23 protein-coding genes are annotated in these 22,834 nt (G+C 73.5%); 11 read left to right on the top strand and 12 right to left on the bottom strand.

What is annotated here, in order from left to right:
- Positions 1-50 precede the first annotated feature (50 nt).
- From ACFYU9_RS29925 to ACFYU9_RS29955, 7 genes are all read left to right on the top strand, one after another.
- Positions 51-968, top strand: a complete 918-nt coding sequence (locus tag ACFYU9_RS29925) for a glutamate ABC transporter substrate-binding protein (protein WP_389207974.1) — start codon at positions 51-53, stop codon at positions 966-968.
- Positions 969-1,095: 127 nt separating this feature from the next.
- Positions 1,096-1,743, top strand: coding sequence for an amino acid ABC transporter permease (locus ACFYU9_RS29930; protein ID WP_389346747.1), 648 nt, complete (start codon positions 1,096-1,098; stop codon positions 1,741-1,743).
- On the top strand, positions 1,740-2,645 hold the full coding sequence (locus ACFYU9_RS29935) for an amino acid ABC transporter permease (protein WP_389207978.1): 906 nt from the start codon (positions 1,740-1,742) through the stop codon (positions 2,643-2,645). The genes ACFYU9_RS29930 and ACFYU9_RS29935 overlap by 4 nt, the downstream gene beginning before the upstream one ends.
- Before the next feature lie 191 nt (positions 2,646-2,836).
- Positions 2,837-4,522: an FAD-dependent monooxygenase gene (locus ACFYU9_RS29940; protein WP_389346749.1), complete on the top strand. Its 1,686-nt coding sequence runs from the start codon at positions 2,837-2,839 to the stop codon at positions 4,520-4,522.
- Positions 4,523-4,580: 58 nt separating this feature from the next.
- Entirely contained in the window at positions 4,581-4,652 is a 72-nt protein-coding gene (locus tag ACFYU9_RS29945) for a putative leader peptide (RefSeq protein ID WP_372455820.1), read from the top strand.
- A gap of 74 nt (positions 4,653-4,726) precedes the next feature.
- Complete coding sequence (locus ACFYU9_RS29950; RefSeq protein WP_389346751.1) at positions 4,727-5,275, top strand: cysteine dioxygenase; 549 nt, start codon at positions 4,727-4,729, stop codon at positions 5,273-5,275.
- Entirely contained in the window at positions 5,272-5,766 is a 495-nt protein-coding gene (locus ACFYU9_RS29955) for a rhodanese-like domain-containing protein (protein WP_389346753.1), read from the top strand. The genes ACFYU9_RS29950 and ACFYU9_RS29955 overlap by 4 nt, the downstream gene beginning before the upstream one ends.
- On the opposite strand, the gene recX is transcribed toward ACFYU9_RS29955, so the two are convergent.
- From recX to ACFYU9_RS29975, 4 genes are all read right to left on the bottom strand, one after another.
- Positions 5,763-6,329 (bottom strand): recombination regulator RecX, encoded by a 567-nt coding sequence (gene recX / locus ACFYU9_RS29960; RefSeq protein ID WP_389207985.1) that lies wholly within the window; start codon positions 6,327-6,329, stop codon positions 5,763-5,765. The genes ACFYU9_RS29955 and recX overlap by 4 nt on opposite strands.
- 4 nt (positions 6,330-6,333) lie before the next feature.
- The gene (gene recA, locus ACFYU9_RS29965) at positions 6,334-7,464 is read right to left on the bottom strand and encodes a recombinase RecA (protein WP_389207987.1); all 1,131 of its coding nucleotides are present in this window, start codon (positions 7,462-7,464) and stop codon (positions 6,334-6,336) included.
- A 223-nt stretch (positions 7,465-7,687) separates the two neighbouring features.
- Positions 7,688-8,803: an AI-2E family transporter gene (locus ACFYU9_RS29970; protein ID WP_389208077.1), complete on the bottom strand. Its 1,116-nt coding sequence runs from the start codon at positions 8,801-8,803 to the stop codon at positions 7,688-7,690.
- 264 nt (positions 8,804-9,067) lie between these two features.
- Complete coding sequence (locus tag ACFYU9_RS29975; protein ID WP_389207988.1) at positions 9,068-9,262, bottom strand: DUF3046 domain-containing protein; 195 nt, start codon at positions 9,260-9,262, stop codon at positions 9,068-9,070.
- Positions 9,263-9,341: 79 nt separating this feature from the next.
- Between ACFYU9_RS29975 and ACFYU9_RS29980 the strand changes: the two genes are divergently transcribed.
- A complete protein-coding gene (locus ACFYU9_RS29980; RefSeq protein WP_389207990.1) occupies positions 9,342-10,277 on the top strand; it encodes a hypothetical protein in 936 nt (311 codons plus the stop codon).
- 41 nt (positions 10,278-10,318) lie between these two features.
- Here the strand turns inward: ACFYU9_RS29980 and ACFYU9_RS29985 are convergent, their stop codons facing one another.
- From ACFYU9_RS29985 to ACFYU9_RS29995, 3 genes are all read right to left on the bottom strand, one after another.
- Complete coding sequence (locus tag ACFYU9_RS29985; RefSeq protein WP_389207992.1) at positions 10,319-10,627, bottom strand: AzlD domain-containing protein; 309 nt, start codon at positions 10,625-10,627, stop codon at positions 10,319-10,321.
- Positions 10,624-11,382 (bottom strand): AzlC family ABC transporter permease, encoded by a 759-nt coding sequence (locus ACFYU9_RS29990; RefSeq protein ID WP_389346755.1) that lies wholly within the window; start codon positions 11,380-11,382, stop codon positions 10,624-10,626. The genes ACFYU9_RS29985 and ACFYU9_RS29990 overlap by 4 nt, the downstream gene beginning before the upstream one ends.
- A 248-nt stretch (positions 11,383-11,630) precedes the next feature.
- Positions 11,631-12,686: an AraC family transcriptional regulator gene (locus ACFYU9_RS29995; RefSeq protein WP_389346757.1), complete on the bottom strand. Its 1,056-nt coding sequence runs from the start codon at positions 12,684-12,686 to the stop codon at positions 11,631-11,633.
- Between the two features lie 91 nt (positions 12,687-12,777).
- Here ACFYU9_RS29995 and ACFYU9_RS30000 point away from each other — a divergent pair, with 91 nt between their 5' ends.
- The 3 genes from ACFYU9_RS30000 to ACFYU9_RS30010 all read left to right on the top strand — a co-directional run bounded on the left by ACFYU9_RS30000 (position 12,778) and on the right by ACFYU9_RS30010 (position 19,097).
- Entirely contained in the window at positions 12,778-17,415 is a 4,638-nt protein-coding gene (locus ACFYU9_RS30000) for an ATP-dependent helicase (RefSeq protein WP_389346759.1), read from the top strand.
- Positions 17,416-17,476: 61 nt separating this feature from the next.
- Complete coding sequence (locus ACFYU9_RS30005; RefSeq protein ID WP_389346761.1) at positions 17,477-18,271, top strand: DNA-formamidopyrimidine glycosylase family protein; 795 nt, start codon at positions 17,477-17,479, stop codon at positions 18,269-18,271.
- 52 nt (positions 18,272-18,323) lie between these two features.
- Positions 18,324-19,097 (top strand): SDR family NAD(P)-dependent oxidoreductase, encoded by a 774-nt coding sequence (locus tag ACFYU9_RS30010; RefSeq protein ID WP_389346763.1) that lies wholly within the window; start codon positions 18,324-18,326, stop codon positions 19,095-19,097.
- On the opposite strand, the gene ACFYU9_RS30015 is transcribed toward ACFYU9_RS30010, so the two are convergent.
- From ACFYU9_RS30015 to rimO, 5 genes are all read right to left on the bottom strand, one after another.
- Complete coding sequence (locus ACFYU9_RS30015) at positions 19,045-19,299, bottom strand: hypothetical protein (protein ID WP_389208003.1); 255 nt, start codon at positions 19,297-19,299, stop codon at positions 19,045-19,047. The two genes, ACFYU9_RS30010 and ACFYU9_RS30015, sit on opposite strands and share 53 nt — an antisense overlap.
- Positions 19,300-19,524: 225 nt before the next feature.
- A complete protein-coding gene (locus ACFYU9_RS30020) occupies positions 19,525-19,908 on the bottom strand; it encodes a helix-turn-helix domain-containing protein (protein ID WP_389208004.1) in 384 nt (127 codons plus the stop codon).
- A 109-nt stretch (positions 19,909-20,017) separates the two neighbouring features.
- The gene (locus ACFYU9_RS30025) at positions 20,018-20,560 is read right to left on the bottom strand and encodes a CinA family protein (RefSeq protein ID WP_389208006.1); all 543 of its coding nucleotides are present in this window, start codon (positions 20,558-20,560) and stop codon (positions 20,018-20,020) included.
- A complete protein-coding gene (gene pgsA, locus ACFYU9_RS30030) occupies positions 20,557-21,252 on the bottom strand; it encodes a CDP-diacylglycerol--glycerol-3-phosphate 3-phosphatidyltransferase (protein ID WP_389208008.1) in 696 nt (231 codons plus the stop codon). Before pgsA ends, ACFYU9_RS30025 begins: the two co-directional genes overlap by 4 nt.
- A complete protein-coding gene (gene rimO / locus ACFYU9_RS30035; RefSeq protein WP_389208010.1) occupies positions 21,249-22,754 on the bottom strand; it encodes a 30S ribosomal protein S12 methylthiotransferase RimO in 1,506 nt (501 codons plus the stop codon). The genes pgsA and rimO overlap by 4 nt, the downstream gene beginning before the upstream one ends.
- Positions 22,755-22,834 lie beyond the last annotated feature (80 nt).

Genomic DNA, 22,834 nt, shown 5'->3' on the forward strand with positions numbered 1-22,834 from the left:
CACCGTCGATCGCTGACGATCAACAACCCACGACCTGAGGGATGTTCACGATGAAGCTCCGCAAGACCGCGGCCGTGGCCGTTGCCGTGCTCGCGCTGACCGCGACCGCCTGTGGCGGCAAGGAGGGCTCGGCCGGCGACAAGCCCGCCACCAAGCCCGGTGACTCCGGCGCCCCGCAGCTCCCGTCGTACACCGTCGCGAGCGGTGTCGACCTGAACTCCCCGGTCTTCAAGAAGGCCAAGGAGCGCGGCAAGCTGATCATCGGCTCCAAGGCCGACCAGCCTTACCTCGGCTTCGAGGACCAGGCCACGAAGAAGCGCTCCGGCTTCGACATCGAGATCGCCAAGATGATCGCCGCCGACCTGGGCTTCTCCGAGGACAAGATCGAGTGGAAGACGGTCGACTCCAAGCTCCGTGAGACGGCGATCGCCACGGGTCAGGTCGACTACTACGTCGGCACCTACACGATCAACGACAAGCGCAAGGCGCAGGTCGGCTTCGCGGGCCCGTACTACAAGGCCGGCGCCGACCTCCTGGTCCGCAAGGACGAGACCGCGATCACCGGCCCGACGGCCCTGAAGGGCAAGAAGGTCTGCTCGATCACGGGCTCGACCCCGCTGCAGGAGATCAAGAAGCCGCAGTACGGCGCGGAGACCGTCGAGCTCGGCAAGTACTCCGACTGCGTCCAGCAGCTGCTCACCAAGCAGGTCGACGCCGTCACCACCGACGACTCGATCCTCAAGGGCTACGCCGCCGCCAACGCCGGCAAGCTCAAGGTCGTCGGCAAGCCGTTCACCGAGGAGCCCTACGGCATCGGCATGAACAAGGACGACAAGGTGCTGCGCGACAAGGTGAACGACATCCTCGAGGCGCACGAGAAGGACGGCACCTACAAGAAGATCTACGCGGCCACCCTCGGCCTGTCCGGCTCGGACTACACCGAGCCGCCGGCGGTCGTCCGCTACTGAGCGGCCCCTGCGAACCACCTCCGAGTGAGCGCCTCGTGGCACCGTCCCCTCCCCTCGGTGCCACGGGGCGCCCCACCTCTGCCCGCACGCCCCCCGCCCGTAAGCCTGCCGCCGACGCGGAGTCCTCATGAACGTACTGCTCGACAATTTCGCGGAGTTCCGCAACGGTTTCATAGGAACCGTGGAGATCACCGCCGTGAGCTCGGTCATCGCGCTGCTCCTCGGCATCGTCATCGCCGGCTTCCGGGTCTCCCCCGTCCCCCCGTTGCGCTTCTTCGGCACCGCCTGGGTGACGCTGCTGCGCAACACCCCGCTCACGCTGCTCTTCCTGGTCTTCTTCTTCGTCGTCCCGGAGATCCTCTTCCCGGGTATGAGCTCCTTCGTGCTCGCCTCGCTCGCGCTCGGCTTCTACACCTCCTCGTTCGTCTGCGAGGCCGTCCGCTCCGGCATCAACACCGTGCCGCTGGGCCAGGCCGAGGCCGCCCGCTCGCTCGGCCTGAGCTTCACGCAGACGCTGCGGCTGATCGTGCTGCCGCAGGCCACCCGCACCGTGCTGCCCCCGCTGAGCTCGATCTTCATCGCGCTGACCAAGAACTCGGCCATCGCCGGCGCCTTCAGCGTCACCGAACTCTTCGGCTGGCAGACCCTGATGAGCGAGCAGGGCTACGCGATCGTCCCGATCTTCATCTGGGTCGCCCTCGCCTACCTCGTCATCACCTTCGCCATCAGCGGACTCTTCCGTCTCCTTGAGCGCAACCTGGAGGTCGCCCGATGAGCGCCAGCGTTCTCTTCGACGCCCCCGGCCCCAAGGCCAAGGTCCGCAACCGGATCTACGCCGTCGTCGGCAGCCTCGCCATCCTCGCCCTGCTCGCCGTCAGCATCATGCGGCTGAGCGACAAGGGCCATCTGGACTACGCGATGTGGGACATCTTCAACTACGCGGGCATCCGGCAGAACATCGCCGACGCGCTGCTCGCCACCCTGAAGGCGTTCGGCCTCGCCGCCGTCGGCTCCCTCGTCCTCGGCGTGCTGCTCGCCGTCGGCCGGCTCTCCGACCACAAGGCGGTCCGCTGGGCGGCCACCGCCTTCATCGAGGTCTTCCGCTCCATCCCGCTGCTCATCACGATCTTCGCGGTGTGGGTCGGCTTCCTCACCGACTACTCGATGTGGGCGCTCGCCCTCGGTCTGTCGGTCTACAACGGCTGCGTCCAGGCCGAGGTGCTGCGCGCCGGCGTCAACGCGGTGCCGCGCGGCCAGCGCGAGGCGGCGTACGCACTCGGCATGACCAAGACCCAGGTGATGACGAGCGTCCTGCTGCCGCAGGCGGTCCGGGCCATGCTGCCGACGATCATCAGCCAGCTGGTGGTCACCCTCAAGGACACCTCGCTCGGTTTCGTCATCCTCTACCCCGAGCTGCTCTACTCGGCCCGCCTGATCGCCTCGAACACCCTCGTCAACGGCCAGTACCCGTACGTGTCCGTGATCGTGGTCTTCGGCGCCCTCTACATCGCGCTCTGCCTCGCCCTGTCCGCGCTCGCGACCTGGATCGAGAAGCGCGGCCGGCGGGCGAAGACCGGCATCAAGGCCGCGCCGGCCGAGGCCCCGGCCGCCGGGGCGGAGACGGCCGACGCCGCGGCCGGCGCCGCTGCCGGGGGACCTGACATCACGAAGAACTGACGGCATGTGACATCATCCGGGGGCAGTGGCGACCGCCGCTGCCCTTGTCACTTGACGCACGCACCCGCAGTGGGTTGCATACGTTCTGTGATCAAGCTCCGGGCCCGCGCCACCCTCTGCTGTGCTTCCCGCGCGGCCGTACGGACCGACACCGTACGGCCCTGCGCGCATTCAGGTTCAGGAGCCGCACCGTGGACCCGGTGATCATCGTGGGCGCGGGGCCCGTAGGCCTCGCGCTCTCCCTCGCCCTGGCCGCCCAGGACGTGCCCAGCGTCGTCCTGGACGAGAGCCCGGGCAAGGAGGAACCCCGCCCCGCGCGCACCGTCGTGCTGCGCGCCGACATGGCCGCCCTGGTGGAGCGGCTCGGCTGCGCCACACTGCGTGACGAGGGACTGCGCTGGGTCGGCTGGCGCGCGAGGCGCCGCCGGCAGCAGACCCGGTACGTCGCCCTCGACCTGGGTCTGGGCGTGCCCGGCGACGACGGCGCCGGGGACGGCCCGGAGGCCCCGGCCGCCCCGCTGCACATCCCGCAGCACGCGCTCGCCCGCGGCCTGCGCGACGCCGTCGCCCGGCAGCCGCTCGTCACCCTCGTCACCGACTCCCGGGTCGACACCATCGAGCAGGACGCGTTCGGTGTCCGCGCCCACACCCGGGGCCCGGCCGGCCGCTGGTGGCGCGGCAGCCATCTGGTCGGCTGCGACGGAGCCCGCTCGATCGTGCGCAAGCTGCTCGGCGTCCGCTTCCCCGGCCGCACGGCGGTGGAACGGCACGCGGTCGCCGCGCTGCGCACCGAACTCCCCTGGGCCGGCGAGGCCCTGTTGCACCGTCAGCCGCCGTGGCGGGGCGTCGGCGAGGAGATCGCGGCCCGGCCGCTGCCGGACGGGGTGTGGCGGATCGACTGGCTGCTGCCGCCCCGCGGCGACCTGGTCACCCCCGACGCGCTCGTCGTCCGCATCCGCGAGACCCTGGCCGGCTGGTGCGAGGGCACCACCCCGGCGTACGAGCTGATCGACACCGGCGTGTACACCGTGCACCACCGGCTCGCCCGGCGCTGGCGGGTGGACCGCGTGCTGCTCGCCGGGGACGCGGCGCACCTGCTCGGCGCGGTCGGCACCCAGGGCCTCGACGAGGGCCTGCGGGACGTCGACAACCTGGCCTGGAAGCTCGCCCACACCTGGCACCACCCGGATGCCTCGCCCGTGCTGCTCGACAGCTACCAGAGCGAGCGCCGGGCCGCCGTCGCCGGCCTGCTGCGCGCGGCCGACCAGGCGCTGCCGCTGCTGCGCGGCGGCGGGGGGCTGCGCACCATCCTGCCGGGCGGCGGACGGAGCCACGACACCCTGCTCACCGACGGGCACCTGGGCCGCGGCCCGCTCGGCGCACTGCCCGCCTATCCGCACTCGCCGCTCGCGCCCGAGCCCGCCGAGGGCCGCATCCCGGTGGGCACGCCGGACGGCGCTCCGGTCGAGGATGTGCGGGTGACCGCGCCCGACGGCGCGACCGTGCGGCTCCGGGACCGGCTCGGCCGGGGCCGGCTGCTCGTCGTGCTCGTCGCCCCGGGCACCGGGGTGTGGGACCGCCGGCACTGGGTGAGCGCGGGCGTGATGCCGCGGCTCGCCGAGGCCGTGGAGGCGCTGCCCGCCCCGGCCGAACTGCTGGTCACCGAGGCCTACCCGGGCGCCCCGGCCCACGCGGTGCTGCTCGTCCGCCCCGACGGCCATCTGGCCGCCGCCTTCGCCGGGGTGCGGCCGGAGGAGCTGCACGCGGCGGCGGACGCGGTACGGGGCGGGAGCGAGGGGGCCGAGGAGCCGGAGGAGGACGAGGCGGACGAGGCCGGCGAGGAGGTCGGCGCGGACGCGGGCGCCGAGGCAAACTGACGGTCGATTGACCGCCGCGGGCGTGCATGGTGTACTCCGGAGCGTGACCGACACCCCTGTGCGCCTGTGGCGGAGGGTCCATGTGGACCTGATCCGTTACGCGGGCTGCGTGTGTCGCCCGTCCTGCTGAATTCGCCTCCCTTTCCCGCTCGCGCACACCGGACCGGTCGTGCGCGGCTTCGCGAACCTCCAGGACGGTCATCCGTGCCCCAGCCCCCGCACGCCCTCGCGCCCGTTTCGGGCTCCCCCTCCCCCACCCCCTCCCCTTCCCAGGCCGAGCTCCTCGACTTCGTCCGGCGCACGGCCGCCGACACCGCGCTGATCGCCTCGCTCCCGCTCGACCCCGAGGGCCGTACCTGGGTACGGCTCGACGGACCGGGCGGCAGCGAGGCATGGCTCATCGGCTGGCCGCCCGGCACGGGCACCGGCTGGCACGACCACGCCGAGTCGCTCGGCGCCTTCGCCACCGCGCGTGGCACCCTGCGCGAGCACTCCCTCGCCGTGCGGCTCCCGGCGGACGGCTGGAAGAACCTCGAACTCGCCGACGACGTCGACCGCAGCCGCGCCCTCCCGGCCGGCCGCGGCCGGGCCTTCGGCCGCCACCATGTGCACGAGGTGCTCAACGAGTCCCCGGACGAGCACGCGATCTCGGTGCACGCCTACTACCCGCCGCTCCCCCTGATCCGGCGCTTCAGCCGGACCGGCGCGATCCTGAGCCTGGAGCAGATCGAGCGCCCGGAGGACTGGCAGTGAGCGACGAGCGGACCAGCGGACGGACCACCGGACGGGCTCCCGAGCCGATCGGCATCGACGAGCTGCTGGAGCGGGTGCGGGCCGGTCTGGACCGGATCGACGCCCGTACGGCGTACGAGGCGCACCGGGCGGGTGACGCGGTCCTGGTCGACACCCGCTACGCGGCCCTGCGCGAGCGGGACGGCCTGATCCCGGGCGCGCTGGTCGTCGAGCGCAACGAGCTGGAGTGGCGCCTCGACCCGCTCGGCAGCCATCGCCTCCCCGAGGCCGGCAGTCACGATCTGCGGGTCGTGGTCCTCTGCAACGAGGGCTACGCCTCCTCCCTCGCCGCCGCGTCCCTGCGGCTGCTGGGCCTGCACCGCGCGACGGACGTCATCGGCGGCTTCCAGGCGTGGAAGGCGGCGGGCCTGCCGGTACTGGCGCCTGCGTCACCGCCCCCGCCGGTGCCGCCGTCGCCGCCCCATGAGGCCGCTGGAGAGGAATCCCCCTAGAAGGGTTCGTCCAGGCCCTCGGTGTCCTCGCCCTCTTCCGCCAGGGCCTGGCGGACCACCCGCAGCGCCATGCCCTCGGGGTATCCCTTGCGGGCGAGCATGCCGGCGAGCCTGCGCAGCCGCCGGTCGCGCTCCAGGCCGCGGGTGGCGCGCAGCTTGCGGTCGACGAGCTCGCGGGCCCGCTCCTCCTCCTGGTCGGAGTCGAGGCGGTCGACGGCCTCCTGGATCAGGGTGGGGTCGACTCCCTTGGTGCGCAGCTCGCGGGCGAGGGCGCGGCGGGCCAGGCCCCGGCCGTGGTGCCGGGAGTCGACCCAGGCGCCGGCGAAGGCGGCGTCGTCGATGAGCCCGACGTCCTCGAAGCGGGACAGCACCTCCTCGGCGATCTCGTCCGGGATGTCCCGCTTGCGCAGGGCGTCGGCGAGCTGCTTGCGGGTGCGGGGGGTCCCGGTGAGCAGGCGCAGGCAGATCGCCCGCGCCCGCTCAGCCGGGTCCTGCGACGACAGCTCCTTCTCGGCCCTCGACGAGTCGGGGCTGTCGTCCGGCCATTCGGTGCGACCGGTCACCGGGTCAGCTCTTGGCCGTGGTGGCCTTGGTCACCTTGGCGGCCTTGGCCGCGGCCGGGACGGACTTGCCCGCCTCGTCGCCCGCCGCGTCCGTGCCGCTGGCGGCGTCCGCGCCCGGCTCCGCCGAGGGCTCCTCGGTCCGGACGCCGACGCCCAGCTTCTCCTTGATCTTCTTCTCGATCTCGTTGGCGAGATCGGGGTTGTCCTTCAGGAAGTTGCGGGCGTTCTCCTTGCCCTGGCCGAGCTGGTCGCCCTCGTAGGTGTACCAGGCACCGGCCTTGCGGACGAAGCCGTGCTCCACGCCCATGTCGATCAGGCCGCCCTCGCGGCTGATGCCCTGGCCGTAGAGGATGTCGAACTCGGCCTGCTTGAAGGGGGGCGCGACCTTGTTCTTGACGACCTTGACGCGGGTGCGGTTGCCGACCGCCTCCGTGCCGTCCTTGAGGGTCTCGATGCGGCGGATGTCGAGCCGCACGGAAGCGTAGAACTTCAGGGCGCGGCCACCGGTCGTGGTCTCCGGCGAGCCGAACATCACACCGATCTTCTCGCGGAGCTGGTTGATGAAGATCGCGGTGGTCTTGGACTGGTTGAGCGCGCTGGTGATCTTCCGGAGGGCCTGGCTCATCAGTCGGGCCTGGAGACCGACGTGGGAGTCGCCCATCTCGCCCTCGATCTCCGCGCGCGGGACGAGCGCGGCGACGGAGTCGATGACGATCAGGTCGAGGGCGCCGGAGCGGACCAGCATGTCGACGATCTCGAGGGCCTGCTCGCCGTTGTCCGGCTGGGACAGGATCAGGTTGTCGATGTCGACGCCCAGCTTGCGGGCGTACTCGGGGTCGAGGGCGTGCTCGGCGTCCACGAAGGCGACCTGACCGCCGGCCTTCTGCGCGTTGGCCACGGCGTGCAGGGTCAGGGTCGTCTTACCGGAGGACTCCGGGCCGTAGATCTCCACGACACGGCCGCGCGGCAGGCCACCGACGCCGAGCGCGACGTCGAGGGCGGTCGAACCGGTCGGGATGACCTCGATCGGCTCCTTCGAGCGCTCTCCCATGCGCATGACGGCACCCTTGCCGAATTGCCGTTCAATCTGTGCGAGCGCGGCGTCGAGCGCCTTCTCGCGGTCGGTTCCTGCCATGGGTTCCACCCGGTTTGCTTGAGTCGATCGCTTCATGTGAAAGACGCTAACCCCTGCCACTGACAATGGGCCCCGACGTCTCTCTCAGCCTGTGGATAACTCGGCGACAAGCCGGTGATTCCAAGGCCCGTGGACCCATAAGAATGGATGTTCGATTTTGGTGTCAAGCGCACCACGCCAGGTGGCGCGCCCCGCCCCCGAGGGCCGGACGGCCGCCGTGCGGCTACTGCTCCCTGCGCTGCTGCAGCGCCCGCTGCAGCCGGGCGACGACCGCCTCCCCGTACCGCCGATGACCGTGCACCCGCGGGTCGTCGGTCACGTCGTACCGCTTCACGTAGGCGCCGAGGAACGCCTGGAGGGTGGCGACGGCGGGGATCGCGATCAGGGCGCCGACCGCGCCGAGCAGCGCCGTGCCCGCGATGACCGAGCCGAAGGCCACGGCCGGATGGATGTCCACCGTCTTCGAGGTCAGCTTGGGCTGCAGCATGTAGTTCTCGAACTGCTGGTAGACCACGACGAAGATCAGCACCCACAGCGCGTACCAGGGGTCGACGGTGAAGGCGATCAGCATCGGCAGGGCGCCCGCGAGGTAGGTGCCGATGGTCGGGATGAACTGCGAGACCAGGCCGACCCAGACGCCGAGCGCCGGCGCGTACGGCACGCCCAGGATTTCGAAGAGCACGAAGTGCGCCACGCCCGAGATCAGCGCCATCAGACCGCGCGAGTAGAGGTAGCCGCCGGTCTTGTCGACGGCGATCTCCCAGGCCCGCAGCACCTCGGTCTGCTTGGCCGGCGGCAGCACGGAGCACAGCGCCCGGCGCAGCCGCGGGCCGTCGGCGGCGAAGTAGAACGCGAAGAGGAAGATCGTCAGCAGCTTGAACATGCCGCCGAGCACGGTCGCGGAGACGTCGAGCACGCCGGAGGCGCTGTTCTGCACGTACTTCTGCAGCCAGCCCGAGCGCAGCACGCTGTCCTGGACCGCGACCCGGGACAGCTCGGTGTGGAAGTGCTGGTTGATCCAGTTGATCAGCAGGTCGAGGTACTTGGGGAAGTTCTCGACCATGTCGACGATCTGGCCCGCGAGCATCGAGCCGAGCATCACCACGAAGCCGATGCCGGCGATCAGCACGGCGAAGAAGACCAGGAAGGTGGCGAGCCCCCGGCGCATCCCGCGCGCCGCCATCCGCCCGACGGCCGGCTCGATGGCGAGGGCCAGGAAGAAGGCGAGCAGGATGTTGACGAGCAGCCCGATGAGCTGGTGGAAGGCCCAGTTGCCGAGCTGGAAGCAGGCGTAGAGGGCGAGCGCGAGTATCAGGGCGCGGGGCAGCCAGCGCGGCATGCGCGCGGAGCCGCCGGCCGGGGCGGGATCGGCGGAGGCCGGGGTCGGGTCCGGTGGCGCCGGTGTCGCGGAGCCGCCCGGGGCCGGGCCGGTCGCGGCCGGGTCGGCGGTCACCGTCCCTGTCGAGCCGCCGCCGGAGGCGGGCCGGAGGTCGGAGCGGGGTGCGGAGCGGGTGTCGTCACGGGTCTCGTCATCGTTCGCGTCATTCGGGGCCACCCCGCCAGTCTCGCGCACCGCGCGGACAATCCGTCCCGGACCGTCACATCACCGCTTCTCGCCGGGCACGCCGACGGCGGCGCAGACCGCCCGCCAGACGTCCTTGGCCTCCCAGCCCGCGTCGAGCGCCTCGTGCACCGTGCGTCCGCCGAGCTCCGACATCACATGGTCCCGGGCGAAGGTCTCGGCGTAGGCCGCACCGAAGTGGTCGGCCATCCGTTCCCAGAAAATCGTCAACCGCATGACCCCAGTATCCCGCCCTCACGAGTGCAGCCCGGGCCGAAGACCTTGTCAGACGCGGTTTCCCGCCTACGGTCGGAGCATGGCCGGAAATCCTCCAGAAATCCCCGCTCCTTCCGCGTCACCGCTCGCGCGGGCCGAGCGGTTCGTCTGGCTGACCGCCCGCGTGCTCGAACAGCGCCGGTTCGCCTACCACTTCCTGCGCGGCGGCGCCGACCCGGTCGAGTCCGCGCTCACCGCGTACCTCAACGAGGACGGCGGCTACGGCCACGCCCTCGAACCCGATCTGCGCGGACCGGTCAGCCAGCCCCTGCACACCGCGCACGCGCTGCGGGTCCTCGACTCCGTCGGGCGGTGCGGCGGGCTGCGGGTCGAGCGGATCTGCCGCTATCTGACCGACGTGTCCACCCACGACGGCGCGCTGCCCGCCGTCCACCCCTCGCAACGCGGTTATCCGGCGGCCCCGTTCGTGCCCGTCGTCGACGCGCCGCCGAGCGAGCTGCTCGCCACCGGCCCGGTGGTCGGCCTGCTGCACCGCAACCAGGTCTGGCACGCCTGGCTGTTCCGGGCCACCGAGTTCTGCTGGGCCGCCGTGGACGGCCTGGAGAAGTCCCATCCGTACGAGATCCAGGCCGCCGTCGCCTTCCTCGACGGCGTCCCGGACCGCGCCCGCGCGCAGGCGGCGAGCGACCGGCTCGGCCGCATGGTGCGCGAGCAGCGGCTCGCGGTCCTCGACCCGCGGCGGCCGGAGGACTATCCGGTCGCCGCGGGCTACGCACCGGGCGAGCACCACTATCCGCACGACTACGCGCGCGTACCGGACTCGCTCGCCCGCCGCTGGTTCACCGAGGAGGAGATGTCCAGGTCGCTCGACCACCTCGCGGCCACTCAGGACGAGGACGGCGGCTGGCCGATCGGCTGGCGCCAGTGGGCGCCGGGCTCGGCGCTGGAATGGCGCCCGATCGTCACGGTGGAGGCGCTGCGGACGCTGCGCGCGCACGGCCGGACGATCGGCTGAGCGGCCGGCCGGGGTGCCCGGCGGGGCCGCCGGCCGCGCCGTCAGCCGCTCAGCGCCCGCACCCCGGCCGTCACGAGCACGGCCGCGCCGACGACCACCAGGAACGGGGCCCTCAGGAGCAGTGCGACGGCCGCCGCGCCGACGCCGGCGGCGCGGGCGTCGATGGTGAGGGCGCCCTGGGCGCTGAAGGTCTGCTGGGCGGTGAGGGCCGCGAGCAGGGCGACCGGGACCAGTGCGGCGAGCTTCTGGACCAGCGGGCGCTCCAGGGTGCCGGCCGGGACGAGCAGGCCGAGCAGTTTGACGAGGTAGCAGCCGGCGGCGGTCAGCGCGATGGCGAGCCAGACGTTCATCGGACGGTCTCCTTGCGGCGGTCCCGGTGGCCGTGGCCGTCGTGGCGGCCCCGGAACCAGAGCACGGCGGGTGCGGCGAGCGCGGCGGCCAGGACCGGCACGCCGGCCGGGAGCACGGGCAGCAGGCCCAGGCCCAGCAGTACGGCGAGGGCGGCGGTGGCCCGCTCGGTGGCGGTCTTGAGCATGGGCGCGAGCAGCGCGAGGAAGACCGCGGGACCGGCCGCGTCCAGGCCCCAGGCGCCGGTGTCGCCGATGGCCTGCGCGCCGAGCGCGCCGAGCAGCGTGGAGACGTTCCACAGCACGTACAGGCTGAGGCCGGTGACGGTGAAGCCGATGCGGGCGGCCCGGCGGGTGGGCTGGGCGAGGGCCACGGCCGTGGTCTCGTCGATGACCCACTGCGCGGCGAACGGGCGGACGAGGCGGCGCAGCGCGAGCAGCTGGGACAGGCGCAGCCCGTAGAAGGCGTTGCGGGTGCCGAGGAAGAAGGCCCCGGCGGCGGCGGTGAACGGGTTCCCGCCCGCCGCGAGCGCGCCCACCAGGGCGAACTGCGAGGCGCCGGTGAAGACGAACAGGCTCAGCACACAGGTCTGGAGCACGGTGAGTCCGGCGCCGGCCGAGGTCACGCCGAAGGCGAAGCCGGAGAGCCCGACGGCGATGCCCACCCCGAGGGCGTCGCGGACGACGGCGGCGTCGCTCTTGGCGGCGGGCGCGGAGGGCGCTGCGTGCGCGTCGGGTGCCGCGTGCGCGGCGGGCACGGGGGGCTTGGGGGGCTCTCCGCGCGCGGGTATTGCGGGAGGTGCTGTCTGTTCGGCCACGTCAGCGACGCTACGAGGCGGCCGGCGACCGGTCTTGTACGTTCTTGCGCGGGCCGTGAGCGGACCTGGCTCGGACCTGGCACGAGCCCGGCAGGGACCTGCCTCGGGGCGGGCCGGCGAGACCCCGCGCCCGCCGCGCGGCCCGGTCAGCGCGCCACGCGGCCCGGTCAGCGTGCTGCGCGGCCCGGTCAGCGTGCTGCGCGGGCCCGCTGGTACGCGCCCGGCGGCACTCCGACGCTCCGTGTGAAGTGCCGGCTGAGGTGCGACTGGTCGGTGAAGCCGACGATGACGGCCGCCTCCGCCGGGGGCGTCCCCGCGTCCAGCAGGCCCCGGGCCCGCCGGACCCGGGCGTCGGTCAGCCAGGTGTGCGGCGGCATCCCGTACGCGGCCCGGAAGGCCCGCAGCAGCGCGAAGGGGCTGGTGCCGAGTTCGGCGGCGAGCCGCTCCAGGGTCGGCGGCTCGACCATCCTCTCCTCCAGGAGGGCACGCGCGCGTGCCGCGTCCCGAGCCCCGGCCGCGCGCGGGGTCAGCGGGGTGGTCCGGCCGCCGTGGCTGCGCAGCATCCGCGCGGTGACCAGGCGCAGCAGGCTGTCGGCGGCCAGCGCGTTGCCCTCCTCGGCGGCCCGGTGCACGCCGACGACGAGCCGTGCCGCGTACGGGTCGTCCACGACGGGCGTGGTGAAGCCGACGTCGCCGCGCAGCGCGATCGTGTCGTCGGCGATGGCGCGGATCAGCTCGGCGTCGGGGTAGATCGTGCGGTACGTCCAGCCCTCGGGCACGCCCGCGTGCCCGGTGTGCGGGGTGTCCGGGTTGACCAGCGCGATCTGCCCGGGCCCGGCCCGCACGAGGTCGCTGCCGTAGTGGAAGGCCTCGACGCCCTCGGTGATGGCCGCGAAGACGAAGCTCTCGTGCGTGTGCCGGGAGAACGACTTGCGCACGTAGTGCGCGTGCAGCAGGTCCACCCCGGGCAGCCCGGCCGGCTGCCAGTACCGCGCCCGCTCCCCGGCCCGGCCGGGGCCGCCGGCCCCGCCGCCGTCAGCGGGCGCCCCACTGCGGTCGCCTTCGGCGACGGAGTGCCCGCGCGGTCGCCTCGCGGTCTGCCCGGCCCGCCCGGGGTCACCGCGACCGATCGGCTCCCGGGCCTTGGGGCCGGCACCCGAGGGCGCGGCGCCCGGCAGGCGTCCGCGGGCTCCGGCCGGGCCGGTTCCGCCCGCGTCGCCGTTCTCCGCGTCAGCGCTCGCCATGTCCTCATTCTGCGCCACCTCCGCAACCCGTTTCCTGCCGGGTTTCCCCAGGTCCGGGCGGTTGTCAGTGGCGGGGTGCACGATGGGGGACATGGTCAGGTCCGCACTCGACGCGTTCTCCCCCGCGACCCGCAGCTGGTTCACCGGGGCCTTCACCGCGCCCACCGCCGCGCAGGAGGGCGCCTGGCGGGCCATCGGCGCGGGGGCCGACGTGCTCGTCGTGGCGCCGACGGGTTCCGGCAAGACGCTGGCCGCGTTCCTGGCCTCGCTCGACCGGCTGGCGGCCACACCGCCGCCCGCCGACGCGAAGAAGCGCTGCCGGGTGCTGTACGTGTCGCCACTGAAGGCGCTCGCCGTCGACGTGGAGCGCAATCTGCGCTCGCCGCTCACCGGTATCCGCCAGGAGTCGGTGCGGCTCGGACTGCCGGAGCCGGACATCAAGGTGGGCATCCGCTCGGGCGACACGCCGCCGGCCGAGCGGCGGGCGCTGGCGACCCGGCCGCCGGACATCCTGATCACCACGCCCGAGTCGCTGTTCCTGATGCTGACGTCGGCCACCCGGGACGCCCTCGCGGGCGTGGAGACGGTGATCCTGGACGAGGTGCACGCGGTCGCCGGGACGAAGCGCGGCGCGCATCTGGCACTGTCCCTGGAGCGGCTCGACGAGCTGCTGCCGCGCCCGGCGCGGCGGATCGGCCTGTCGGCGACGGTGCGGCCGGTGGAGGAAGTGGCGCGCTATCTGTCGCCGCAGCGGAAGGTGGAGATCGTCCAGCCGCCGTCGGGCAAGGAGTTCGACCTCTCCGTGGTCGTGCCCGTGGAGGACATGGGCGAGCTGGGCGGCTCGCCCGCGTCCGACGCTGCGGAGGGCGGCGACCGGCCGTCGATCTGGCCGCATGTGGAGGAGCGGATCGCCGACCTGGTGCAGGCGCACCGCTCGACGATCGTCTTCGCCAACTCGCGCCGCCTGGCCGAGCGGCTGTGCAACCGGCTGAACGAGATCGCGTACGAGCGGGCGACCGGCGAGGCCCTTCCGGACGGCGCGCCGCCCGCCGAGATCATGGCGCAGTCGGGAGCGGCGCAGGGCGCGCCGCCGCTGCTCGCCCGGGCGCACCACGGCTCGGTCTCCAAGGAGCAGCGCGCCCAGGTCGAGGAGGACCTGAAGGCGGGCCGGCTGCCCGCCGTGGTGGCCACGTCCAGCCTGGAGCTGGGCATCGACATGGGCGCGGTGGACCTGGTCGTGCAGGTGGAGTCGCCGCCGTCGGTGGCCTCCGGGCTGCAGCGCGTGGGCCGCGCGGGGCACCAGGTGGGCGCGGTGTCCACGGGCGTGGTCTTCCCGAAGTACCGGGGCGACCTGGTGCAGTCGGCGGTGGTGACCGAGCGGATGCGGGTGGGCTCCATCGAGTCGCTGCGGGTGCCGGCGAACCCGCTGGACGTGCTCGCGCAGCAACTGGTGGCGATGGTCGCGCTGGACAGCTGGCAGGTGGACGACCTGCTCGCGACGGTCCGCCGGGCGGCGCCGTTCGCGGCGCTGCCGGAGTCGGCGTTCACGGCGGTCCTGGACATGCTGGCCGGCCGCTATCCCTCGGACGCCTTCGCCGAGCTGCGTCCGCGCGTGGTGTGGGACCGGGTGGCGGGCACGGTCACGGGCCGGCCGGGCGCGCAGCGGCTCGCCGTCACCTCGGGCGGCACGATCCCCGACCGGGGCCTCTTCGGGGTGTTCCTGGCCGGCAGCGACCCGAAGAAGGGCGGCGGCCGGGTCGGCGAGCTGGACGAGGAGATGGTGTACGAGTCGCGGGTCGGCGACGTCTTCACGCTCGGCACGACGTCCTGGCGCATCGAGGACATCACCCGCGACCGGGTGCTGGTCTCGCCCGCGCCGGGCGTGCCGGGCCGGCTGCCGTTCTGGAAGGGCGACCAGCTGGGCCGCCCGCTCGAACTGGGCAGGGCGGTCGGCGCGTTCCTGCGCGAGGTGGGCGCCCTGGCGCCGGACGACGCGCGGTTGCGGCTGCTGGCCGCCGGGCTCGACGCCTGGGCGGCGGAGAACGTGATCGCGTATCTGGCCGAGCAGCGCGAGGCGTGCGGCCATGTGCCGGACGACCGGACGATCCTGGTCGAGCGGTTCCGCGACGAGCTGGGCGACTGGCGGGTCGTCATCCACTCCCCGTTCGGCGCGCAGGTGCACGCCCCGTGGGCGCTCGCCCTGAGTGCCCGGCTCGCCGAGCGGTACGGGATGGACGCGCAGGTCATGCACGCCGACGACGGCATCGTGCTGCGCCTGCCGGACGCCGACCTGATGGGCCTGGACCTGCTCGACGGCGAGCCGGTGGACCCGGGCCGGTTCGCCGACACCGCCTTCGACAGCGAGCAGGCGCCCGTCGGCGCGGCCGATGTGGCCTTCGACAAGGGCGAGATCGAGCAGGTCGTCACCGACCAGGTCGGCGGCTCGGCCCTGTTCGCCTCCCGGTTCCGGGAGTGCGCGGCGCGCGCCCTGCTGCTGCCCAAGCGCAATCCCGGCAAGCGCACCCCGCTGTGGCAGCAGCGGCAGCGGGCGGCGCAACTGCTGCAGGTGGCGAGCGAGTTCGGCTCGTTCCCGATCGTCCTGGAGGCGGTCCGCGAGTGCCTCCAGGACGTCTTCGACGTGCCCGGCCTTCGCGAGCTGATGGGCGATCTGGAGTCCCGCCGGGTGCGTCTGGTGGAGGTCACCACGCCGGAGCCGTCCCCGTTCGCCCGCTCGCTGCTCTTCGGGTACGTGGCGCAGTTCCTGTACGAGGGCGACTCGCCGCTCGCCGAGCGGCGGGCGGCCGCGCTCTCGCTCGACTCGCGGCTGCTCGCCGAGCTGCTCGGCCAGGCGGAGCTGCGCGAGCTGCTCGACGCGGACGTGCTCGCCGAGCTGGAGCGGGAGCTCCAGTGGCTCACCGAGGACCGGCGGATCAAGGATCCGGAGGGCGTCGCGGACCTGCTGCGGGTCCTCGGGCCGCTGACGGACGCCGAGCTCGCCGAGCGCGGCGCGGAGGCCGGCTGGGCGGAGGAGCTGGGCCGGTCCCGGCGGGCGATCCGGGTGCGGATCGCGGGCGCCGGGCACTGGGCGGCGATCGAGGACGCGGGCCGGCTGCGCGACGCGCTGGGCACCGCGCTGCCGGTGGGCGTGCCGGAGGCGTTCACGGAGCCGGTGAAGGACCCGCTGGGCGACCTCCTCGCCCGCCACGCCCGCACCCACGGCCCGTTCACCTCCTCGCAGGCCGCCGCCCGCTTCGGCCTCGGCCCGGCGGTCACCGACGGCGCCCTGCAGCGGCTGGCCGCCGCCGGCCGGGTGGTCCAGGGCGAGTTCCATCCGTCGGGGATCGGCCAGGAGTGGTGCGACGCCACCGTCCTGCGCCGGCTGCGCCGCCGCTCCCTCGCCGCGCTGCGGCACGAGCTGGAGCCGGTCCCGCCGGCCGCGCTCGCCACCTTCCTGCCCCAGTGGCAGCATCTGGGCGGCAGCAGCCTGCGCGGGATCGACGGCCTGGCCCGGGCGGTCGAGCAGCTCCAGGGCGCGCCGGTGCCCGCCTCCGCGCTGGAGAAGCTGATCCTGCCGTCCCGGGTGCGGGACTACGCGCCGGGCATGCTCGACGAGCTGACGACGACCGGCGAGGTCGTCTGGGCGGGCGCGGGGGCGCTGCCGGGCAAGGACGGCTGGATCTCGCTCTATCTGGCCGACGCCGCGCCGCTGCTCCTGCCGCCGCCGCACCCGCTGGAGCAGACCGGGCTCCACGAGTCGGTGCTGACCGCGCTCACCGGCGGTTACGGGCTGTTCTTCCGCCAGATCGCCGACCAGGTGCGGGCCACCACCCATCCGGACGCCACCGATCCGCAGCTCGCCGACGCGGTGTGGGACCTGGCCTGGTCCGGGCGGCTCACCAACGACACCCTGGCCCCGCTGCGCTCCCTGCTGGGCTCGGGCCGCACGGCCGGCTCGACGGCCCACCGGGCCCGCCGCACGGTCCCGCGCGGCCGGTACGGGACGCTGAGCGCCGCCGCCCGCCCGGCCTCCCGCTCCGGTCCGCCGACGGTGAGCGGCCGCTGGTCGCTGCTGCCGCCCCTGGAGCCCGAGCCGACCCACCGCGCGCACGCCCTGGCCCGTACGCTCCTGGACCGGCACGGTGTGGTGACCCGAGGCGCGGTGGCCGCCGAGGGCGTCGAGGGCGGCTTCTCGGCGACGTACCGGATCCTGTCGGCCTTCGAGGACAGCGGGCAGGCCCGCCGAGGCTATGTGGTGGAGGGTCTGGGCGCCGCCCAGTTCGCCATGGACGGGGCCGTGGACCGGCTGCGCGCGGCGGCGAACGCCCGGGACCGGGGCGCCGAGGAGGGCGCGGGCCCGCGCGGGGTGGTGCTCGCGGCGGCCGATCCGGCGAACGCGTACGGGGCCGCGCTGTCCTGGCCCGAGCCGCCGGCCGGCGCCGGTCACAAGCCGGGCCGCAAGGCCGGCGCGATGGTGGTCCTCGTCGACGGCGAGCTGACGCTCTACATGGAGCGCGGTGGCAAGACGCTGCTCTCGTGGCCCGTGGAGCCCGACTCCCCGGCGCTGCGGGCGGCCGCCGAGGCCCTGGCGGCGGCGGCCTCGGCGGGTTCGCTCGGCACGGTCACGGTGGAGCGGATCAACGGCGCCACGGCCCTGACCTCGCCGCTCGCCCGCCCGCTGGAGGCCGCCGGTTTCCACGCCACGCCCCGGGGCCTGCGGCTGCGCGCCTGACCCGGGCGGCGTGCGCCCGCTCCTTGCGTGGCCGGGGCCGGCGGCGCGGCATGATGGGCCCATGCCCGAAGGAGACACCGTCTGGTACGCGGCCCATCGGCTCGACGCGGCGCTCGCCGGCCGGGTCCTCACCCGCTCGGACCTGCGCGTGCCCCGGTTCGCGACGGCCGACCTCACGGGCCGGCGGGTCCTCGACGTCACCCCGCGCGGCAAGCATCTGCTGGCCCGCGTCGAGGGCGGGCTCACGCTCCACTCGCATCTGCGGATGGACGGGGTCTGGCGGGTGTACGCCACGGGCGAGCGCCCGCACGGCGGCCCCGCGCACCAGATCCGGGCCATCCTCGGGAACGCGGAGTTCACGGCGTACGGCTACCGGCTCCCCGTCCTGGAGCTGATCCGCACCGCCGAGGAGGGGCGGGCGGTCGGCCATCTCGGTCCCGATCTGCTCGGCCCGGACTGGGATCCGGCGGAGGCGGTGCGCCGGCTGGCCGCCGATCCGGCCCGCCCGCTCGGCGAGGCCCTGCTCGACCAGCGCAATCTCGCCGGGATCGGCAACGTCTACAAGTCGGAGCTGGCGTTCCTGGCCGGTGTGACGCCCTGGCTCCCGGTCGGCGAGCTGGACCCGGGTGTCCCCGAGCGGCTGGTGGCCACGGCGCACCGGCTCCTGGAGGCGAACAAGGACCGCCCCGACCGCCGGACGACCACCACCCGCCGCTCCGGCGAGCGCCTGTACGTGTACGGGCGCGAGGGCCGCCCCTGTCCGCGCTGCGGGGGTACGGTCCGCAAGGCCGAGCTCGCGGACCGGGTGACGTACTGGTGCCCGGGCTGCCAGCGCGGCCCGCGGCAGGCCCCGTAAAAGCCGGGCAACACAATTGACGACCTGTCAGATCCGGTCGTACGGTCCGGACATGGCCCTCGACTTCCGCACGGCGTACGACCTCACCGGCCGCACCGCGTTCGTCACCGGCGCGGCGAGCGGCATCGGCCGCGCGACCGCCGAACTCCTCGCCGAGGCCGGGGCGACCGTGCACTGCGCCGACCTCGACGAGCCCGGCCTGAAGGAGACCGCGGCCCGTATCGGCCGCCGGGGCGGCACCGCGCACGCCCATGTCCTGGACGTCACCGACCGCGCCGCCCTCACCGCCGCCGTACGCGCCGCGGGCCCGCTGCACGTGATGGCGGCCGTCGCCGGGATCATGCACACCAGCACGGTCCTGGACACCCGCGACGAGGACCTGGACCGGGTCCTGGCGGTGAACTTCAAGGGCGTGCTGCACGCCTGCCAGGAAGCGGCCCGCTCGATGATCGAGCACGGGGTGCCCGGCTCCGTCGTCACCATGGCCTCGGGCGCGATGGACACCGCGAGCCCGGGCCTGCTCTGCTACAGCGTCGCCAAGGCGGCCGTGGTGCAGCTGACCAAGACGCTCGCCGCCGAGGTGGGGCGGCACGGCATCCGGGTCAACGCGGTCGCGCCGGGCTGGATCCGTACGCCCATGACCGACCGGCACGAGCCGGCCGCGCAGGAGCAGGCCGAGGCGGCGATGGTGCGCGTCTCACCGCTGGGCCGCGTGGGCGAACCGGCGGACATCGCGCACGCGGTGCTCCATCTCGCCTGTGACGCCTCGTCGTTCACGACGGGTCAGATCCTGCGCCCCAACGGCGGCGTCGCGATGCCCTGGTGACCCCGCGCTTCCCCGAAGAGGCGGCCACGTGCACCGGCAACAGGCTCAGCCCCCAGCCGCCCGCGGCCACCGCCCCCTCGACCGGTCCCGTCTCCCCCGGCACCAGCAGCAGACGCAGCACCGCCCACCACCAGAGCCCGCCGGCCACCAGTCCGGCCGCGACCAGCATGAGCGTCACCAGCGGAACCCGTCGCCGCACCATGGCCGCCTCCTCCGGTCGACGCTAGTCCCGCGGGATCACCCGGCGGGAGGGCGCACAAGAGGCAAGCCCGGCGCACGGACCGCATCGCGGCCCACACCTCCAAGGCGCACGTCCTCCACCATGGCACGGCAGGCCCTCAGTCGGCATCTCCAACGCGAAGAGCCCCGGCCGGCGCCCGCACAGGGCACCGACCGGGGCTTCACACACGTGCTGTGCCGTCAGGCGTCAGGCGGCGACGACGTCGACCGCCTCCGCGGGCGCCTTGATGGTCACCCGCTCGGTGGGCACGCCGAGCGCCGACGTCACCGACACCGAATTGAGCATCGGTCGCACCGGTGCCCTCATCGGCTCGCCGGCCGCCGCCGACTGGGCCAGTTCGGCCAGTGACAGCTCGTCGCTCACTTCACGCATGAGCTCGGACATCCGTACGTCCAGCGCGTCGCAGATAGCGGAGAGCAGTTCGGAGGAAGCCTCCTTCTGCCCCCGCTCCACCTCGGAGAGATAGCCGAGCGAGACTCGGGCGGACGAGGAGACTTCGCGCAGAGTACGGCCCTGGCGCTGGCGCTGCCGACGCAGCACGTCACCCAGCAGGCGACGGAGCAGAATCATCGGTGGCTCCCTCCTCGGACCGCGTAGCCGCATCCTTCACGCCCCACCGTACCGCCTCGCGCCGCGGCCGTGCGGGGAGCGATGTCGTGTTCACTCATGGCTGCAAACATCATTCTCCCCCGTTCTGTTCCGTATCCTGTGCCCGCGCATTTTCCGAGTGTTCGTCGGCGAGCAGTTCACACAGCAATTCGAGCACGCTCCGTACACTCTCTCTACGGATTTCCGCTCGACCGCCGTTCAACCGCAACGAGGCCACCTTCCCCGCCGCGGCCGCGCCCGCGGCCCGGCCCTGCGGGCCCGCGACGGCCACGTAGACCGTCCCCACGGGCTGTCCGTCCTGCGGATCGGGCCCCGCCACACCGGTCGTCGCTACGCCCCAGTCGGCGCCGAGCCGGGCGCGCACACCGGCCGCCATCTGCAGGGCGACCTCCGGGTCCACCGCGCCGCGCTCCGCCAGTAGGGTGCCGTCCACGCCGAGCAGCAGCTCCTTGAGGGGCGTGGCGTAGGCCGTGACGGAGCCGCGGAAGCTTTTCGAGGCCCCGGGCACGTCCGTCAGCTCCGCGGCCACCAGACCACCCGTGAGGGACTCCGCGACGGCGAGCGTGTGACCACGCTCCGCGAGCAGCTCCAGCACCCGGGCGGCCTGGCTCATCGTGTCTCCGTCCCCCCGGACGTCCCCGCGGCGGCCGACTCGGCCGCCGCGCGCTGCGCGGCGAGTCCGCGGCGGCGCAGCACGACCGCCTGCCGGACGTAGTCCAGACCGGTGACGACCGTCAGCACGACGGCGAGCGCCATCACCCACCAGCGCAGGGTGGCGAGTGGACCGACGAGCGCGAGCACGTACATGCCGACCGCCGTGCCCTGCGCGAGCGTCTTCATCTTGCCGCCGCGGCTGGCCGGGATGACCCCGTGCCGGATCACCCAGAACCGCATCAGCGTGATGCCGAGCTCCCGGGCGAGGATCACCCCGGTCACCCACCACGGCAGGTCGCCGAGCGAGGACAGGCAGATCAGACCGGCCGCCATGATCGCCTTGTCGGCGATCGGGTCGGCGATCTTCCCGAAGTCCGTGACCAGGTTGTACGTCCGCGCCAGATGCCCGTCGAACACGTCCGTGATCATGGCCACCGCGAACGCCGCCCACGCCCAGGCCCGCCAGACGGGATCGTGTCCGCCGTCCATGAGCAGCAGCACCACGAAGCCGGGCACGAGCACCAGGCGGATCATGGTGAGGATGTTCGCGATGTTCCAGAGGCTGGCCTGGTTGACGGCCGCAGCGCCCAGCTTCCCGCGGGGCGCGGGCCTTCCGGTCCCGCCCGTCGCGGATGCCGGGACTCCGGTCATCTGCCGGCCTCCTCGATGAGACACTCCGCCACCAGGTCGACGCCCTCGGTGGCGACCACCTCCGCCCTGACCATGCGGCCCGGGGCGAGGCCGAGGCCCTCGGCCGAGTCCGCCGTGATCAGCACCTGGCCGTCGGTCTCCGGCGCCTGGTGGGCGGCGCGGCCGATCCAGCCGTCCTCCTCCTCGTCGAAGGACTCGACCAGTACTTCCAGGGTCTCGCCGATCCGCTCCTCCGCACGCTGTGCGGTGAGCTCCTCGGCGAGCCGGGAGAGGTGGGCGAGGCGCTCGTCGACGACGTCCTGCGGCAGCTTGTGCTCGTAGGTGGCGGCCTCGGTGCCGTCCTCGTCGGAGTAGCCGAAGACGCCGATGGCATCGAGCCGGGCGTTCGTGACGAAGCGCTCCAGCTCCTTGAAGTCCGCCTCGGTCTCGCCGGGGAAGCCGACGATGAAGTTGGAGCGGGCACCGGCGGTCGGGGCCTTGGTGCGGATGGTCTCCAGGAGCTCCAGGAAGCGGTCGGTGTCGCCGAAGCGGCGCATCGCCCGCAGCACGTCCGGGGCGCTGTGCTGGAAGGACAGGTCGAAGTACGGGACGACCTTCTCGGTCGAGGTGAGCACGTCGATCAGGCCGGGGCGCATCTCGGCGGGCTGCAGGTAGCTGACGCGGACGCGCTCCAGGCCGTCGACGGCCGCCAGCTCGGGCAGCAGGCTCTCCAGGAGGCGGATGTCGCCGAGGTCCTTGCCGTACGAGGTGTTGTTCTCGGAGACCAGCATGATCTCCTTCACGCCCTGCTCGGCGAGCCAGCGCGTCTCGTTGAGCACGTCGGACGGCCGGCGCGAGACGAAGGAGCCGCGGAAGGACGGGATGGCGCAGAAGGAGCAGCGCCGGTCGCAGCCGGAGGCCAGCTTCACGGAGGCGACGGGGCTGGTGTCCAGACGGCGCCGGAGCGGCGCGCGCGGCCCGGAGGCGGGCGCGAGGCCCTCGGGGAGGTCGGAGGGGACGTTCTGCGGGGCCTCGGGTGCCTCGGCGGCGTCCCCGTGGCCCGGGAGGGCGACGGCGGCCGCGGCCTCCTGGCGCTCGACGGGCGACAGCGGGAGCAGCTTGCGCCGGTCGCGCGGGGTGTGCGCCTCGACGCTGCCACCGCTGAGGATGACCTGGAGGCGGTTGGAGATGTCGGCGTAGTCGTCGAAGCCGAGCACTCCGTCGGCCTCGGGCAGCGCGTCGGCGAGCTCCTTGCCGTAGCGCTCGGCCATGCAGCCGACGGCGACGACGGCCTGGGTGCGGCCGTGGTCCTTCAGATCATTGGCTTCGAGGAGGGCGTCGACCGAGTCCTTCTTGGCGGCTTCGACGAAGCCACAGGTGTTGACGACGGCGACGTCTGCGTCCTCGGCGTTCTCGACGAGCTCCCAGCCGTCCGCTGCCAAGCGGCCTGCGAGCTCCTCCGAGTCCACCTCGTTACGGGCGCAGCCGAGAGTGACAAGGGCGACGGTACGGCGTTCAAGCATGGGCTCAAGACTACTTCGTCCCGGCCGTTACTCCGTCGCGCAGGGTTCACCTGCGCGACGGCCGTCACATCCTGTGGCGG

Origin of the sequence: Streptomyces sp. NPDC004327, assembly GCF_042873935.1 — a bacterium.
Classification (GTDB): Bacteria; Actinomycetota; Actinomycetes; order Streptomycetales; family Streptomycetaceae; genus Streptomyces.